At 30.7% G+C, this 15,841-nt stretch carries 18 protein-coding genes; 11 read left to right on the top strand and 7 right to left on the bottom strand.

The window, feature by feature from the left end; genetic code table 11:
- The first annotated feature begins 31 nt into the window (after positions 1–31).
- Positions 32–466 (top strand): DUF7738 domain-containing protein, encoded by a 435-nt coding sequence (locus tag C8N27_RS08960; protein ID WP_121147086.1) that lies wholly within the window; start codon positions 32–34, stop codon positions 464–466.
- Here the strand turns inward: C8N27_RS08960 and C8N27_RS08955 are convergent.
- The 5 genes from C8N27_RS08955 to C8N27_RS08935 form a co-directional block, all read right to left on the bottom strand.
- Positions 461–988, bottom strand: a complete 528-nt coding sequence (locus C8N27_RS08955; RefSeq protein WP_121147085.1) for a hypothetical protein — start codon at positions 986–988, stop codon at positions 461–463. The genes C8N27_RS08960 and C8N27_RS08955 overlap by 6 nt on opposite strands.
- Entirely contained in the window at positions 989–1,411 is a 423-nt protein-coding gene (locus tag C8N27_RS08950; RefSeq protein ID WP_121147084.1) for a secondary thiamine-phosphate synthase enzyme YjbQ, read from the bottom strand.
- Positions 1,412–1,469: 58 nt separating this feature from the next.
- The gene (locus C8N27_RS08945; protein WP_121147083.1) at positions 1,470–2,441 is read right to left on the bottom strand and encodes a hypothetical protein; all 972 of its coding nucleotides are present in this window, start codon (positions 2,439–2,441) and stop codon (positions 1,470–1,472) included.
- 95 nt (positions 2,442–2,536) lie between these two features.
- Positions 2,537–4,444, bottom strand: a complete 1,908-nt coding sequence (gene dnaK / locus C8N27_RS08940) for a molecular chaperone DnaK (protein ID WP_121147082.1) — start codon at positions 4,442–4,444, stop codon at positions 2,537–2,539.
- A 136-nt stretch (positions 4,445–4,580) separates the two neighbouring features.
- Positions 4,581–5,186, bottom strand: coding sequence for an NUDIX hydrolase (locus tag C8N27_RS08935; RefSeq protein ID WP_121147323.1), 606 nt, complete (start codon positions 5,184–5,186; stop codon positions 4,581–4,583).
- 7 nt (positions 5,187–5,193) lie between these two features.
- Here C8N27_RS08935 and pyrE point away from each other — a divergent pair, with 7 nt between their 5' ends.
- On the top strand, positions 5,194–5,844 hold the full coding sequence (pyrE, locus tag C8N27_RS08930) for an orotate phosphoribosyltransferase (RefSeq protein WP_099216326.1): 651 nt from the start codon (positions 5,194–5,196) through the stop codon (positions 5,842–5,844).
- Positions 5,845–5,854: 10 nt separating this feature from the next.
- Entirely contained in the window at positions 5,855–6,244 is a 390-nt protein-coding gene (locus tag C8N27_RS08925; protein WP_121147081.1) for an SRPBCC family protein, read from the top strand.
- On the opposite strand, the gene C8N27_RS08920 is transcribed toward C8N27_RS08925, so the two are convergent.
- The gene (locus C8N27_RS08920; RefSeq protein WP_121147080.1) at positions 6,239–6,976 is read right to left on the bottom strand and encodes a biotin--[acetyl-CoA-carboxylase] ligase; all 738 of its coding nucleotides are present in this window, start codon (positions 6,974–6,976) and stop codon (positions 6,239–6,241) included. The genes C8N27_RS08925 and C8N27_RS08920 overlap by 6 nt on opposite strands.
- 86 nt (positions 6,977–7,062) lie before the next feature.
- Between C8N27_RS08920 and rsfS the strand changes: the two genes are divergently transcribed.
- From rsfS to C8N27_RS08890, 6 genes are read left to right on the top strand one after another with little or no spacing between them, the layout of a single operon-like run.
- The gene (rsfS, locus tag C8N27_RS08915; RefSeq protein ID WP_047789323.1) at positions 7,063–7,431 is read left to right on the top strand and encodes a ribosome silencing factor; all 369 of its coding nucleotides are present in this window, start codon (positions 7,063–7,065) and stop codon (positions 7,429–7,431) included.
- A 25-nt stretch (positions 7,432–7,456) separates the two neighbouring features.
- Positions 7,457–9,382, top strand: a complete 1,926-nt coding sequence (gene ftsH / locus C8N27_RS08910) for an ATP-dependent zinc metalloprotease FtsH (RefSeq protein WP_099216323.1) — start codon at positions 7,457–7,459, stop codon at positions 9,380–9,382.
- Between the two features lie 10 nt (positions 9,383–9,392).
- On the top strand, positions 9,393–9,983 hold the full coding sequence (locus tag C8N27_RS08905; protein WP_099216322.1) for a hypothetical protein: 591 nt from the start codon (positions 9,393–9,395) through the stop codon (positions 9,981–9,983).
- Positions 9,984–9,986: 3 nt separating this feature from the next.
- Complete coding sequence (locus C8N27_RS08900) at positions 9,987–10,781, top strand: phosphatidate cytidylyltransferase (protein ID WP_121147079.1); 795 nt, start codon at positions 9,987–9,989, stop codon at positions 10,779–10,781.
- 28 nt (positions 10,782–10,809) lie between these two features.
- Positions 10,810–11,067: an acyl-CoA-binding protein gene (locus tag C8N27_RS08895; RefSeq protein ID WP_099216320.1), complete on the top strand. Its 258-nt coding sequence runs from the start codon at positions 10,810–10,812 to the stop codon at positions 11,065–11,067.
- Between the two features lie 5 nt (positions 11,068–11,072).
- The gene (locus C8N27_RS08890; RefSeq protein ID WP_099216319.1) at positions 11,073–11,705 is read left to right on the top strand and encodes a YceI family protein; all 633 of its coding nucleotides are present in this window, start codon (positions 11,073–11,075) and stop codon (positions 11,703–11,705) included.
- A 57-nt stretch (positions 11,706–11,762) separates the two neighbouring features.
- Here C8N27_RS08890 and C8N27_RS08885 read toward each other — a convergent pair whose 3' ends face one another.
- Complete coding sequence (locus C8N27_RS08885) at positions 11,763–13,301, bottom strand: peptide MFS transporter (protein WP_121147322.1); 1,539 nt, start codon at positions 13,299–13,301, stop codon at positions 11,763–11,765.
- A gap of 199 nt (positions 13,302–13,500) precedes the next feature.
- On the opposite strand from C8N27_RS08885, the gene C8N27_RS08880 reads away from it, so the two are divergent.
- Complete coding sequence (locus C8N27_RS08880) at positions 13,501–14,187, top strand: TetR/AcrR family transcriptional regulator (protein ID WP_099216318.1); 687 nt, start codon at positions 13,501–13,503, stop codon at positions 14,185–14,187.
- Entirely contained in the window at positions 14,171–15,841 is a 1,671-nt protein-coding gene (locus C8N27_RS08875; RefSeq protein ID WP_121147078.1) for a peptidase domain-containing ABC transporter, read from the top strand. Before C8N27_RS08880 ends, C8N27_RS08875 begins: the two co-directional genes overlap by 17 nt.

The following is a 15,841-nucleotide window of genomic DNA, read 5'->3' as shown; positions in this document are numbered from 1 at the left end:
TAAACCCCCGTTAATCAAATCAAGAACTGTCATGTTTAAATTTTTTAAGAAAAAAAAAGTAAAAAGTTTAACTATAGTGTGCGATACAGACGTTATACACATTAATAGTAAACCTCTTACATTCCCCACTAACTACGATACTTTAGTTGAAGTTTTAGGCAAACCAAGTAGAGAATTAAAGAAAAGTAATGATTATATTATTTGGGATACACATGGTATTTTTTGTGGTTATACAGAAAGAGATAATATTTTATCTATAAATATTTATCAGAATAAAAAAGATAGAAGTGAGTACAACACCAAAAAACAGTTTAAAGGAAGGCTTTTTTTAAATAATGAAGAAATTACTAATAATGAGTTTGGTAAAATTCCATTAGGAAAAGTTGCAATTCACAGACTAGGTAGGGAAAGCGACACTCGTTTTGGATTTAGTCTTGGCGTTAATAGAGATTACAAAGACTCATAATTCTAACTTTATTTGCTGTAGAGTTTTGTTTGTTGTTATCAGTTTATTGATTATTTTTTTTCTCAAAACATCAATATCTTCTTCATAATAACGCGCCCATTTGTACTCTTTAAATAAGGTTTGAACTTGCTTTAGGCGTTGATGTACTAATTCTGAATTCATTAAAAAGTGATTATTCTCTAAACCTTCTTTAACTCTTTTTATGCTTGCTTTTGCTTTTGTATAGTCTACCTCTAAATAGAATACTTTATCGATACTGTTTAATGGATAAAAGCTTGACCAATTTGCATACCCAACATAATATTGCTGATTTTTATAATTATCTATTCCTTGAATTTTCCATCGACAATTGGCAACTCTCCCCCAATGGTTTGAATAACGAAAAACTCCATCTTTTGTATAATAGTAATAACTCCCCGATTTGCTTTGAAAGTGCGCTTTCATATTATCAAAAAAATTGATGTTTTGCATTTCAAACTCACAATAAGTACTTCTGTAAAAATTGAATTTATGGTACTTCATTTAATTTCCAAAAACTGTTAATACTACCTTTCTTCTTCCTCCATAATTTCTGTGCTCACCTAAATACACTCCTTGCCAAGTTCCTAAATTGAGCTTGCCATTGGTTATTGGAATTTGTACTTGACATCCTAACATAGAACTTTTAATGTGCGCAGGCATATCATCCGCCCCTTCATAGTCATGTTTATAGTACGGCATATTTTCTGGAACCATTTTATTTATATGTGACTCAAAATCCATTCGTACAGTTGGATCAGCATTTTCATTAATGGTTAAACTTGCAGATGTGTGTTTAATAAATGCCTGAAACTGCCCTATTTTAATTTTATTAAGTTCTGGGAGAGCTTCTAATAGAATATCTGTAATCAAATGATAGCCTCTATCAAATACTGGTAATTGAATTTCTTTTTGGTAAAACTTCATAGTACAAAAATAAAAAAGCCACTGAACGTATTCAATGGCTTTTTATTTTTATTGTTAATTAATACCCTAAAACTCTAACGGCATTTAACCCTACAATATCATTATAGTCGTAATTAATTTGAATCGTTGAAATTTCCCCAGAATCTACATGAACCTTTCCAATACCAGTACTAAACTCTTTAAGCATAACTTGGTTAGAACCAGATAAAAAGACGAGTTCTTGATAATTATATGAGCTAGAAAACAGACAAACATCTCTCAACTCTTTACCAGTGTATAAGTCAAATTCAACTAACTTTGTATACCATTCATTATTTATGTTCATTCCAGTTTTAATAGCAAACATTCTGCCTTCATTTCCACAAATTATAGATTTATAATCCTCTATATCTACAGTTCTCTTTTCTTTAGTTTTGATATTATATGTGAACATTTTATTAGTATCACCATTATAAAATGAAATTCTTCTTCTAATAATTATCATATTTTTCTCTTCAGAAAAAGTTAAGTTTTCTAATCCTGTTCTATTATTATCCGGAGCATCAAGTAAATTTTTAAAACTTTCAATTACAGATATTATATTTCCAAACTCATCTACTTCAACTAAATCAGCAGAATCTGTATTTACTATGAATCCAAATAATCTATTATTTATTACTGTTAAGTCATAGATATCATTCTTAAAACTTATTATAGTTTCTTGATTAGAATTCAAATTAAACTTAACTATTTCTTCTCCTCTATCTCCTTCATACACACTTCGTCTAGTTAAAATTTCATTTTTATCCTTTAAATAAGAGATGTCATAATAAATTCTAGCTTGTAACCTTTCATAACCACCTATCTCATTTAGTAACTTGCCCGTTTCAGAGTCCATTCCAAAAAGTTTGGTGTATATTTCCGGTGTATTTGTATCCGTATTCTTCTGAAAAACATACAGCTTATCTTTTACTCCAGTTTCTGATAAACCATTATCGTCACTACATGAAATCAACACTAATAAAAGCATTAAAAAGGTAATTCTTTTCATATCTATTTTTATTTATAATAATTCGGCTAAAATAAAAAACACAGCTACATATGCAGCTGTGTTTTCAATTAAATTTAATATATCTAATATAATTATTATTTTACTTCTTCGAAGTCTACATCTTCTACATTATCTCCTCCTTCTGATGAAGCTCCTGCATCTGCACCACCTTGAGCTCCGGCTCCGTTAGCTTGTGCATCTTGTTGTGCTTTGTACATTTCTTCAGAAGCAACTTTCCAAGCTTCATTAATCTTTTCCATTGCAGCATCAATAGCAGCAAGATCTTTAGATTCGTGAGCCTTCTTTAACTCTTCTAAAGCAGCTTCGATTGGTTCTTTTTTATCTGCTGATAATTTATCACCAAACTCTTTTAATTGCTTTTCTGTTTGGAAGATCATAGAGTCTGCTCCATTTACTTTTTCAGCAGTTTCTTTTGCTTTCTTATCAGCATCAGCATTTGCTTCTGCTTCTTGCTTCATCTTTTGAATTTCTTCATCAGATAACCCTGAAGAAGCTTCAATACGGATATCTTGTGATTTACCAGTTGCTTTATCTACTGCAGACACTTTGATGATTCCGTTTGCATCAATATCAAAAGTTACTTCAATTTGAGGAACTCCTCTTTGTGCTGGTGGAATATCAGTTAATTGAAAACGACCAATTGTTTTGTTATCTGCCGCCATTGCTCTTTCACCTTGTAATACGTGAATATCTACCGATGGTTGATTATCTACTGCTGTAGAGAACACTTGTGACTTTTTAGTTGGAATGGTTGTATTTGCTTCGATTAACTTTGTAAATACATTACCCATAGTTTCAATTCCTAATGATAAAGGTGTTACGTCTAATAATAATACGTCTTTTACATCACCTGTTAACACTCCTCCTTGAATTGCTGCTCCTAAAGATACAACCTCGTCTGGGTTTACACCTTTACTTGGCGCTTTTCCAAAGAACTTTTCAACCGCTTCTTGAATTGCAGGAATACGAGTTGAACCACCTACTAAAATTACTTCATCAATATCAGATGTTGATAAGTCAGCATTTTTTAATGCTGTTTGACATGGATTTATAGTTCTTTTTACTAAATCATCAATTAACTGCTCAAACTTAGCTCTACTTAACGTTCTTACCAAGTGTTTTGGCCCACTAGCTGTAGCAGTGATATATGGTAAGTTTATTTCTGTAGAAGTTGTACTTGATAATTCAATCTTAGCTTTTTCAGCAGCTTCTTTTAAACGTTGTAACGCCATAGGATCTTTACGTAAATCCATGTTTTCTTCAGCATTAAACTCATCTGCTAACCAATTAATGATTTTTTCATCTACATCATCACCTCCTAAGTGCGTATCTCCATCAGTAGCTAATACTTCAAATACTCCATCTCCTAATTCTAGGATAGAAACATCATGTGTACCTCCACCAAAGTCAAATACTACGATCTTCTTATCTTCACTTGCTTTATCTAATCCATAAGCTAATGCTGCTGCAGTAGGTTCGTTGATAATACGACGAACTTTTAATCCAGCAATTTCACCTGCTTCTTTTGTAGCCTGACGCTGTGCATCGTTAAAATACGCTGGTACTGTAATTACAGCTTCAGAAACTCCTTGACCTAAGTAGTCTTCAGCAGTTTTTTTCATTTTCTGTAATATCATTGCAGAAATTTCTTGAGGAGTGTACATACGATCATCAATCTTTACTCTTGGTGTATCGTTGTCTCCTTTTACAACATTGTAAGGAACTCTATCTGCTTCTTTTTGAGACTCAGAATATTTGTTCCCCATAAAACGTTTAATAGAATAAACTGTTTTAGTTGGGTTAGTTACTGCTTGACGCTTAGCAGGATCACCTACTTTACGCTCGCCTCCTTCAACAAATGCAACAATAGAAGGGGTTGTTCTTTTTCCTTCTGCATTTGGAATTACTACTGGCTCATTACCTTCCATTACAGACACACATGAGTTCGTAGTACCTAAATCTATACCTATAATTTTACTCATAATCTTTATTTATCTTTTTTAAAGTTTTAAATTCAATTTTACGAGTAGTATTAGTCAAAGTGTATGCCATTGGTTTTTTGCTTGTATTTTGACAGGAAAAAGTATGAAACAAGTCATTTTTTATGACAGAGTGTCATTAATCGGCATTATTTAGATAAGATTCGTATACCATTATTATATTAGCAAATGTATTCTGAAGTGCCTTATATGTTTCTTCTTCGTCTTTAAACTGGGCTTTAGTTATGCCTTCTTCTAATTGAGGTGTTAAACTTCCTTCATAACTTGAAAACATTAAATACCAATGGGTTTGTTTTAATCGATATTTATTTTGATGCATAAATAAATGGTAGGTAACTAGTAGTTTTCGATTAATTATAAGTTTTTCAATACCACATTCTTCTTCAACTTCCCTTATAGCTGCTTGCTCTAAATTTTCACCTTCTTCAACACGTCCTTTTGGTAAATCCCATTTATTTCCTCTATAAATAAATAGTACTTTTTTGTTTTCATTTAAAACTAATCCTCCTGCAGCTGTAATTACTTTAAACTTAACTTTAAAGTCTAACCAATCTTCTACTAAATTACTAGAATAGATATAAACACCGTTTAACTTACCCACTTTTAACTTGTAAATAAGTTCTTCAATAATTGTATTTTTGTAGATATAAACTGGATAATCTTCTTCATTTTTAAGAGAAGTTGTAAAGATTATTGGTTTATCATTAACAAAAACTTTATACATTTGCGCTATGGATTTTAACAAAGATACAGCAAAAAAAACTGCCGAGCTTCTTTTGCAAATTAAGGCTATAAAATTAAGTCCCCAAGAACCTTTTACATGGGCTTCTGGCTGGAAGTCACCAATTTATTGTGATAACAGAATTACATTATCGTACCCACCTGTTAGAAACTTCTTAAAACAAGAAATAGCTAAACTAGTAGAAGAAAAACATGGTAAACCTGATGTTATTGCAGGTGTTGCTACTGGCGCTATTGCAATTGGTATATTAGTTGCTCAAGAGTTAGGAGTACCTTTTGTTTATGTTAGACCTGAACCTAAAAAACATGGTAGACAAAACCAAATTGAAGGTCATATAGAAAGTGGACAAAATGTTGTAGTAATTGAGGATTTAATTAGTACAGGTAAAAGTAGTTTAAATGCCGTAAAAGCATTAAAAGAAGCACATGCCAATGTAAAAGGAATGATTGCTATTTTTTCTTACGGATTTAATATTGCCACAGAAAATTTTAAAAATGATGAAGTAGAACTTACTACTTTAAGTAATTATGAACATTTATTAGAGCAAGCTTTAGATAGTAAATATATTACTAGCGAAGAACTTCGAACTTTAGAAGATTGGAGAATTGCCCCTAGTGAATGGAATCAAAACGATAAATAACAGCACGATAATGAATATAGAAGGAAATACAGTTACTGTAAAAAAATCATCTAAAGATTTATTTGAATTTCTAAACAAATTAGAAAACTTTGAACAGCTAATGCCTGAAAACACTCAAAAATTTGAAGTTGACGGAGACAGCTTTATTTTTGGCTTAAAAGGTATGCCAGAAATTCGTTTAATTATGAAAGAAAAAACTGAGTACTCTAATGTTACTTTAGGTGCTGCAAGTAGTAAGTTACCTTTTACATTAGCTGCTGACATTAATGAAATTAGTGATAATGAAAGCCAAGTTACTTTAAAATTTAATGGTGAGTTTAATGCAATGATGGCAATGATGGTTAAAGCACCTTTAACCAAGTTTATTGGAACTCTAACTGAAAATTTAGAAAAACTATAAAGTAGCGAACGAAACCTCTTTCAAGCCAAACTCTTGAATTGCTTCGTTTTCTAATTCAATTTGGAGATTTCCATTTTTTGAAACTCCAATAATTTTACCCATAAATAAAATGTTCTGACTGTTTTTAAACATTGTTGGAACATTTTTTTTATACAAAAACTTTAAGTAAGCTTCTTCTAATAAATCATATTCTTTTTTTTCTAAAAACGTAAAGTAATCTTTCAGCTTCTTTAAAATATTTTCTAACAATATATCCAAGTCAAATTCTTTACCTAAAATATTTTTTACAGAAGAAGCATTTGGTAAGTTTTTAGAAAATGAGTCTTGATTTACATTTATTCCAATTCCTATTACTGACGACACTATTTTACTACCTTTTAATGTATTTTCAATTAGTATGCCTCCCAGCTTTTTATTTCCTGACAGAATGTCGTTAGGCCATTTTATCGCCAAATTAGGTAAACCTAACTCTTTTAAAACTTCAAAAACACTTAACGAAACACTAAAGTTTAAATACTTATGTTTTTCAACATCTAAGTCTGTAAACCTAGAAAACACACTAAAAGTGAGGTTTTTTCCTTCTTCAACAACCCATTCAGAATTCATTTGCCCCCTCCCTTTAGTTTGGGTTTTAGCAACTACAACTGTAAAATCATCAGCTACCACTTTTGACACCATATTCTTCAAAAAGGTGTTGGTAGAGTCGATGGCATTAAGTTTGATTATTTTCATGTAGATTTAGCGTGTAAAACAAGTATCAATATTACATAAATTACTCGCAAAAAAATAATAACTTTGCTAAAACTTAATTTTTTTTAATGACAATAAAACAAACAAACACAGACGATCTTTTAGCTGTGATTATTAAAGGGATTGATGATGTAAAAGGAGAAGATATCCAATTACTAGATTTAAGAGAGATAGAAAACACTGTTTGTGATTATTTTGTAGTTTGTTCTGCTAACTCGAACACACAAGTTAACGCCATTTCAGGCTCTGTACAAAAAATAGTAAGTAAAGAACTAAAAGATAAACCTTGGCATATTGAAGGGCAAGGAAACTCTGAATGGGTTCTTATGGATTACGTAAACGTTGTTGTACACATCTTTCAAAAACAAGTTCGTGAATTTTACGACATTGAAAGCCTTTGGGGTGATGCTAAAATTACAGAAATCAACCCAGCATAATTGCTAACATTTTATACACCTTTTTATGAGTGATAATAAAAAAAACGCGCCAAAATTTAGTTTCAGCTCATTTTGGCTATACATACCAATAATAGTTATCTTACTAGGGTTAAGCTTCTTTAACTCTGGAAACTTAGGTTCTCGTAATATTACAAAAAACGAGTTCACTAAAATTCTTCAAGCAAACGACATCAAAGAAATCGTTGTAGAAAACAATAATGTTGCTCAAATATTTTTAAAGCCTGAAGCTTTAAAAAAAGAAGAACATAAAAAAATAGCAGATTCTCCTTTTTACAGAAAAGGATCTCCTCTTTATACATATAACTTTGGTGATTTACAAAACTTTGAAAACGAAATCAACAAAGAAAAAGAAGAAAAGAACCTTGATTTTGATAAAGTAAATGTAGAAAGAACTAGTATGATGGATACCATCATTAGCTTCCTTCCTTTCATTTTATTAATTGTTATTTGGCTTTTCTTTATGAGAAGAATGTCTGGAGCTGCTGGAGGTGGTGGTGCTGGAGGCCAAATTTTTAATATCGGTAAATCTAAAGCTAAGCTTTTTGATGAAAATACTAAGGTTAAAACGACCTTTAAGAATGTAGCTGGATTAGAAGGAGCTAAAGAAGAAGTTCAAGAAATTGTTGATTTCTTAAAAAGTCCAGAAAAATACACCAAATTAGGTGGTAAAATACCTAAAGGAGCTTTATTAGTAGGCCCTCCTGGTACAGGTAAAACTTTATTAGCAAAAGCAGTTGCTGGTGAAGCTGGTGTTCCTTTCTTCTCTTTATCTGGTTCAGATTTTGTTGAAATGTTTGTAGGTGTTGGTGCTTCACGTGTACGAGATTTGTTTAAACAAGCACAACAAAAATCACCTTCAATTATTTTTATTGATGAAATTGATGCTATTGGACGTGCCAGAGGTAAAAACAGTATGACAGGTGGTAATGATGAGCGTGAAAATACATTAAACCAATTACTAACAGAAATGGACGGTTTTGGTACTGATACCAATGTTATTGTGTTAGCTGCAACCAACCGTGCAGATGTATTAGATAAGGCATTAATGCGTGCTGGTCGTTTTGATCGTCAAATTTATGTTGACTTACCAGATTTACACGAGCGTAGAGAAATTTTTGAAGTTCATATCAAGCCTTTAAAATTAGCTGCGAATGCTGATTTAGAATTTTTAGCACAACAAACGCCTGGGTTCTCTGGTGCAGATATAGCTAATTTATGTAATGAGGCTGCTTTAATTGCCGCTAGAAAAGGTAAAGATGCTATTGAACATCAAGATTTCTTAGATGCTGTTGATAGAATTGTAGGCGGATTAGAAAAGAAAAATAAAGTGATTACTCCTAAAGAAAAGAAAGTAATTGCTTTTCATGAAGCAGGTCACGCAACTGTTAGTTGGATGTTAGAGCATGCTGCTCCTTTGGTTAAAGTAACAATTGTTCCTCGTGGTCAATCATTAGGTGCTGCTTGGTATCTTCCTGAAGAAAGAAAAATTGTTCAAACAGAACAAATGTTAGATGAAATGTGTGCTACCATGGGAGGTAGAGCTGCTGAAAAATTAATCTTCAATAAAATCTCAACTGGAGCGTTAAGTGATTTAGAAAAAGTTACTAAACAAGCTCGTGCTATGGTTACCGTTTATGGTTTAAACGACAAAGTAGGTAACATTACTTATTATGATTCATCAGGTAATGATGCCTTTGTAAAACCTTATAGTGATGCCACTGCTAAAAAGATTGATGAAGAAATTTCTGAAATAATAGAGACTCAATACAAAAGAGCTATTGAAATACTTGACAAAAACAGAGATAAGTTAACAGAACTTGCTGATTTATTACTGGAAAGAGAAGTAATCTTTAAAGATGATTTAATAAAAATCTTTGGAGACAGACCTTTTGGTAAGGAAGAAAAGCCTCAAATTACAACAGAAGAATAGTTTTTATTTAATGAATTTTTTTAAAAAATTATTTAAAACATATCAAGAATCATCTAAAGAAAAAAAAGCCAACGAACAAGAAGTTTATTTGTCTTTAGATGATTCTTTTGTTCATCATTTTATTAATAAAGGAGGAAAGTTTTTATACTGTACATCAATAAACGAGGTAAGTAAAAATTTAAAAAACATCTTACAAGAAAACAATTGGCGCAAAATTACTTGCACCGATTTTGATTTATTAAAGATTACCGAGAAAATTGATATTTCTGTACAAAACCATTCCTCAGAATCTGTACCTTTTTTTACCTCTTGTGAACATTTAATTGCCGATAAAGGAGAAATTTTATTTTCCTCTAATCAATTAGGCAGTCACAAACTAGCGTCTCTCTCAAAACATTTTATTGTTTATGCTACTACGAGTCAGTTAGTAAAAAACACAGGAGAAGGATTAACAGGTATTAAAACACATTTTAGCGGCAACATACCAACCAATATCAGTTCTATTAAGAATTATACGTTTGAAGTTGAAGATGATAATTTTTTGAGTTATGGTAATAATAACACAAAAGATTTATATTTGCTGCTCTTTGAAGACCTTTAAAATATGTCTAACTTTTTTGTAAGAAGTCTTTCTGCACTTATCTATGCTATTCTATTTATTTCTGCCATTCTTTTTTCAGCAGATACATATATAGGACTGCTTGCTTTATTTGCTACTGTTTGTGTCTGGGAACTTTCTAAAATTATACAAATAAAAAATATAACACCTTACATTCTTTTAGCTTGTATTATTTATATATCATTTCAAAACACTTCTTTTAAATATAACAACTATTTATTAGGTATTACCTTGGCTGGTTCTATTAGCTTACTATATTTACTTATAAGCTCAAAACCAATTAAAGTAAACACTTTGGTTCAAAAGTTATTTTTACAAGTTATATATTTAATACTACCTTTTTACTTTTTAATGAACCTTCCTTTTATTGAAAATGCCTATCACCCCAATATAATTATTTATATAATTTTTATTATTTGGACTAATGATAGCTTTGCCTTTTTGGTAGGTAAAAACTTCGGAAAGCGAAAACTATTTGAAAAAGTATCTCCTAAAAAAACTATTGAAGGTTTTATTGGTGGTTTATTATTTTCAATAATTGCTGGCTTTATCATAGGTCAATACTCAGGGATTTTTTCAATTTTTAACTGGATTATCATCGCTATTATTGTAGCTATTTTTGGCTCTTTGGGAGATTTGGTAGAGTCTAAGTTTAAAAGACAAGCTAATGTAAAAGATAGTGGTACTATTATGCCAGGGCATGGAGGCTTATTAGATAGGCTAGATAGCTTGTTTTTCCTTGCACCCTTCGTATATTTGTATGTACATTATATAATGTAAACTATCTACATAAATAACTATCCACCCCATGGAAGATAATTTAGATTTGAAGTTTAAAGAAGCTTATCAAAAAGCATCTGGATTAGAGGAAAAACTTCCTCCTGATGTTATGTTGCGTTTATATGCTTACTATAAACAAGCCGTTAAAGGAGATAGGTTTACATTTAATGACAATAGTGACTTAAGAAATGCCTTTAAATTTAATGCTTGGATGCAGCTTAGAGGTATGAGCGAACGAGAAGCAAAAAAAGAATATATTAAATTAGTAAATTCAATCATAAAATAAATCTCATGAAAAAAATCGTTTATTCTTTAGTTATCTGTTTTACAGCTTTTCAAATGATATCTTGTAAATCAGAAGCAAAAAAAGAAACAGAAACTACAAAGGAAGAAGTTAAAGTAGAAAAGAAGGCTGCATTTGTTTTACAAGATGCTGACAACTTAATAAACTGGACAGCTTATAAAACTACTGAAAAAGTACCTGTAAATGGACAGTTTCAGAAAGTAAATATTACTGCTGGTGGTGAAGCTGACACAGCTAAAGATGCAATTAATAATGCTGAGTTTTCTATTCCTGTAAGTAGTATTTTTACAAAAGACACAAGTAGAGACTTTAAAATTAAAAAGTTTTTCTTCGGAGTAATGGACAACACTGAGTTACTTTCTGGTAAATTAGTTTTAGAAAATGACTCTATTGGTTATGCTAACTTAACTATGAATGGTGTAACTAAAAAACTTCCTTTTAAATATACTTTAAACGGAAAAGAGTTTAGCTTAAATACAACTATGAAAATTACTGATTGGCAAGCTGAAAACGCTTTAGATTCTTTAAATACTGCTTGTAAAGATTTACATAAAGGTGCTGATGGTGTTTCAAAAACTTGGGATGAAGTAGCTTTAAACATTACATCTGTTTTTAAATAAAAACAGTTTAACACATATTTTTAAAAGCCTCAGAAATTATTCTGAGGCTTTTTTATTTTAATGCACTTCAAACATCCATTTTTTTACTGGCCTATAAAAAACAATTACCAATAAGCCTATTAATGTGGAAACTACCCCCAAATTAGCATACACTGAAACATACGAATATAACTGATGAAAAACTTCTGATTGTTCCATAACAGTTTTTGATGACAAACCTGTAAGTAATTCAGTAACCTCTCCAAAAAAACCTTTCGAAAACACTCCTAAACTACCATTAACAACTGTAGTTAATTTAGCTATTTTTCCCGCAAAAAAATGTCCATAAAAATTAGCCGAAAACCATACACCCATTATAAAAGCAATATATTTTACGGGTGATAACTCTGTCATTTTAGACAATCCTATAGGAGATAAAAACAACTCTCCAGTGGTTAGTATAAAGTATCCTAAAATTAAATACACCATTGGGGTTTTTGCTAAATCATCCACCTGATAACCTGACAATCCAAAAGTTATAAATCCTACCCCCAAAAACAACAAGCCTAATCCAAATTTCACAACAGAATTTGGGTTTCTATGTATTCTATGTAAATACCCCCAAAGCATAGAGAAAGGGATTGCCATTAGAATTATAAAAGTTGAATTGATACTATTGGTTTGAGCCGCGTTTAATCCTATTAGGTTTACATTTCTATCAGCAAACAAAGTCAATGAACTACCTGCTTGTTCAAAAATTGCTGCAAACAAAGTATATAAGACAGTAAAAAATATAGCTACAGAGAGCTTTTTACGCTCTTTTGAAGTTACAGTTCGTAAAATCTTTACCAAAAACAATATTAGAAATAACGAAACAATCCAAACCAAGTAATGTTCAAATTCATGATAATAAACTATCAATGCAAATACAGGTACAGACAAAATTGCGCCAATTGTTACTAAATCTCCTTTTTTTATTCCAAATTGTTTTTCTTCAAACAATTCTTGATTTGGTACTAAACCTTTATTTTCAAAAACGTTTCTTTTAAGACCTCCTTTAAAAACAACCAATCCTAACAGCATGCCAATTCCTGCCAAAACAAATCCGTAATGCCAACCATATAATTCTGCCAACCATGCACATAATAGTGGAGCAACTGCTCCTCCTATATTTATCCCCATATAAAAAATAGTAAATCCAGCATCTCTCCTACTATCTCCTTCAGTATACAGTTTACCTACAAATGAAGATATATTTGGTTTAAAAAAACCGTTTCCAACAATAATTAAGGATAATGATCCATAAAAAAATACTGGATGTTCAAAAGTTAAAAAGAAATGCCCAAGTGCCATTAATACTCCTCCTAAAACAATTGCTTTTCTAAACCCTAAAATTTTATCAGCTAGCATTCCTCCAATCATTGGAGTTACATATACTAACGACATATATGCAGCGTACACCCCGAATGACATTTCATCAGAAAATAATAAATGTTTGGACATGTATAACACCAATAATGCTCGCATTCCATAGAAAGAAAAACGCTCCCATAATTCAGCAAAAAATAAATACAGTAATCCTCTTGGATGTCCTAAAACATCAGTTCTTGAACTCATATGTTTAATAATTTTTAAGTTTTTACGAATATATTTTTCAACATATAAAATCAGAAAACCTGTAGTTAATTGTAGCAAAAAATAAGCTTTTGTGAGTTTTTGTAACTCTTATAAAAAACAAAAAATTAACATGTATTTAATACTTTTAAATGCTTTATTGATAGTTTTACTATTATATTTGCAAAACTAATTTTCAATTATGAAAAATTTACTTTCAAATTTAAAAATAGAAATACCCTCAGGGATTTATATCAAAGACCCTGAAACCTCTGATTTAGGTAAAAGAATTATAGAAAATAGTATTATACTAATTGAAGAAATTGGTTTTGAAAGTTTCAATTTTAAGAAACTTGGCAAAGTAATAGGCTCTAACGAAAGCTCTATATATCGTTACTTTGAAAGCAAACACAAACTATTAGTTTACTTAACTTCTTGGTATTGGGGTTGGATTCAATATTTATTAGTAATAGAAACTTATAGTATAAGTAATCCAAAAGAAAAATTAATTAAAGCTATTGAGATCCTAGCAAAAGAAGCTGAACAAGACAATAATTTCTCACATATTAATGAGGCTTTACTCAGCTTAATTATAATTAACGAAAACTCAAAATCATACTCTACAAAAGAAGTTGATACCGAAAATAAAGAAGGTTTTTTTAAATTGTACAAGGAAGTGGTAAAACGTTTTGCTGAAATAATTAGTAATTACAACAGTTCTTATAAGCATCCTTTAACGCTAGCAAGTACAATTATTGAAGGTATTTTACATCAGCAATTTGTAAGATTACACTTTAAATCACTCACTAATTGTAATGAAAACATAACTACTACGTCTTTTTTTATTGAACTAACTTTAAATGCACTTTCTAATGAAAGAGAAAAATAAACTAACTCCTTGGCAACGGTTTTTGGGATTAGTAAACCTAGAAAAAAAAGACACCTTACAAATAGCATATTACGCTATTTTTGAAGGTATTGTTGCCTTATCCTTACCTTTAGGGGTGCAAGCTATTATAAACTTACTACAAGCAGCACAGGTTTCTGCTTCTTGGATTGTATTGGTTATACTAGTAACTGCTGGTGTTGCTTTTAGTGGAATCTTAAAATTAATGCAGTTTAGAATTATTGAAACTATTCAGCAACGAATTTTTACTAGAGCATCAATAGAGCTTAGTTATCGTTTCCCTAAGATTAAAATGATTGAGCTTAGAAATTATTATCCGCCTGAGCTTGCAAATCGTTTTTTTGATACATTAACTATTCAAAAAGGTATTTCAAAAATATTAATAGACGCTCCTTCTGCCCTATTACAAATAGTATTTGCCTTATTACTTCTTTCGTTTTACCATCCGTTTTTTATCATTTTCGGATTGTTAGTTTTACTATTAATCTACGTTGTTTTTAAGTATACAGCAAAAAAAGGATTAGAAACGAGCTTAAAGGAGTCAAAAAACAAGTATAAAGTAGCCCATTGGCTACAAGAAATTGCAAGAACTATCATAAGTTTTAAATTATCTGGAAAAACAAAATTAGCCCTTGAAAAAAGTGATATCCTGGTAGATGATTACTTAAAATCAAGAGAGAGTCACTTTAAAGTACTCGTTATGCAGTATATTCAAATGATTAGTTTTAAAGTAATTATTACCGCAGGCCTATTACTTATAGGAGGTTTTTTAGTGCTTACACAACAAATGAATATTGGTCAATTTGTAGCTGCAGAGATTATTATAATTTTAATTATGAATTCTGTAGAAAAATTAATTCTAGGGCTTGAATCTTTTTACGATGTATTAACATCTATAGAAAAACTAGGAGAAGTTATTGATAAACCAATAGAACCACAAGAAGGTAGTAGTGTTAACAGAGATAAGCCTTTTAAAATTGAACTTCAGGATGTTTCATATGTTGTTAACAACAGACCAAAACCAGTAATTAACAACGTTTCATTTGAAATAAATGCTAATGACAGGATTTTAATTCAAGGAAGCAGTAACTCAGGAAAGTCGAGTTTAATACAACTAATCTCTGGTTTGATTGAACCAACATCTGGAGATGTTTTTGTGAACGATTTATCTCTAAAAGGTATTTTTACTAATAACTACAGGGCTAACTTAGGATTATCTCTTTCTGAAGAAACTCCTTTTGAAGGAACTATTAGAGAAAATATAACCTTTGGAGATTCATCTATCTCTGACGAGGAAATATACAGCATTTTTAAAATTACAGGGCTAACAGAATTTCTAAAACAACAACCTAAAGGTTTAGATACCTACTTAAAACCTGAGGGAAAGCTTATTGCTTATACGGTAGCTAAAAAAATTATTCTTTCAAGAGCAATCATTAAAAGACCAAAACTTCTCATTTTAGAAGACCCTCTTGATTTATTTGAAAAGGATGAAGCTAAAAAGATAATTGATTTCATTACTGATGTTTCTCAACCATGGAGTTTAATTATTGTAAGTCGTAATGAGCATTGGAAAGAGAAATGTAACAAACAAATTACCCTTGAAAAAGGTAGTATAACTAACTTTAAATCCTAG

The sequence above is a fragment of the Tenacibaculum discolor genome (genome assembly GCF_003664185.1).
Classification (GTDB): domain Bacteria; phylum Bacteroidota; class Bacteroidia; order Flavobacteriales; family Flavobacteriaceae; genus Polaribacter; species Polaribacter discolor.
The sequence above is the reverse complement of the archived record's forward strand: the minus strand, read 5'-3'. Positions and strand labels throughout refer to the sequence as shown.

Bases quoted from the DNA above. Each gene is read 5' to 3' on its own strand.
- C8N27_RS08960 (WP_121147086.1), top strand. From the start codon at position 32: ATGTTTAAATTTTTTAAGAAAAAAAAAGTAAAAAGTTTAACTATAGTG.
- C8N27_RS08955 (WP_121147085.1), bottom strand. From the start codon at position 988: ATGAAGTACCATAAATTCAATTTTTACAGAAGTACTTATTGTGAGTTT.
- C8N27_RS08950 (WP_121147084.1), bottom strand. From the start codon at position 1,411: ATGAAGTTTTACCAAAAAGAAATTCAATTACCAGTATTTGATAGAGGC.
- C8N27_RS08945 (WP_121147083.1), bottom strand. From the start codon at position 2,441: ATGAAAAGAATTACCTTTTTAATGCTTTTATTAGTGTTGATTTCATGT.
- dnaK (WP_121147082.1), bottom strand. From the start codon at position 4,444: ATGAGTAAAATTATAGGTATAGATTTAGGTACTACGAACTCATGTGTG.
- C8N27_RS08935 (WP_121147323.1), bottom strand. From the start codon at position 5,186: ATGTATAAAGTTTTTGTTAATGATAAACCAATAATCTTTACAACTTCT.
- pyrE (WP_099216326.1), top strand. From the start codon at position 5,194: ATGGATTTTAACAAAGATACAGCAAAAAAAACTGCCGAGCTTCTTTTG.
- C8N27_RS08925 (WP_121147081.1), top strand. From the start codon at position 5,855: ATGAATATAGAAGGAAATACAGTTACTGTAAAAAAATCATCTAAAGAT.
- C8N27_RS08920 (WP_121147080.1), bottom strand. From the start codon at position 6,976: ATGAAAATAATCAAACTTAATGCCATCGACTCTACCAACACCTTTTTG.
- rsfS (WP_047789323.1), top strand. From the start codon at position 7,063: ATGACAATAAAACAAACAAACACAGACGATCTTTTAGCTGTGATTATT.
- ftsH (WP_099216323.1), top strand. From the start codon at position 7,457: ATGAGTGATAATAAAAAAAACGCGCCAAAATTTAGTTTCAGCTCATTT.
- C8N27_RS08905 (WP_099216322.1), top strand. From the start codon at position 9,393: ATGAATTTTTTTAAAAAATTATTTAAAACATATCAAGAATCATCTAAA.
- C8N27_RS08900 (WP_121147079.1), top strand. From the start codon at position 9,987: ATGTCTAACTTTTTTGTAAGAAGTCTTTCTGCACTTATCTATGCTATT.
- C8N27_RS08895 (WP_099216320.1), top strand. From the start codon at position 10,810: ATGGAAGATAATTTAGATTTGAAGTTTAAAGAAGCTTATCAAAAAGCA.
- C8N27_RS08890 (WP_099216319.1), top strand. From the start codon at position 11,073: ATGAAAAAAATCGTTTATTCTTTAGTTATCTGTTTTACAGCTTTTCAA.
- C8N27_RS08885 (WP_121147322.1), bottom strand. From the start codon at position 13,301: ATGAGTTCAAGAACTGATGTTTTAGGACATCCAAGAGGATTACTGTAT.
- C8N27_RS08880 (WP_099216318.1), top strand. From the start codon at position 13,501: ATGAAAAATTTACTTTCAAATTTAAAAATAGAAATACCCTCAGGGATT.
- C8N27_RS08875 (WP_121147078.1), top strand. From the start codon at position 14,171: ATGAAAGAGAAAAATAAACTAACTCCTTGGCAACGGTTTTTGGGATTA.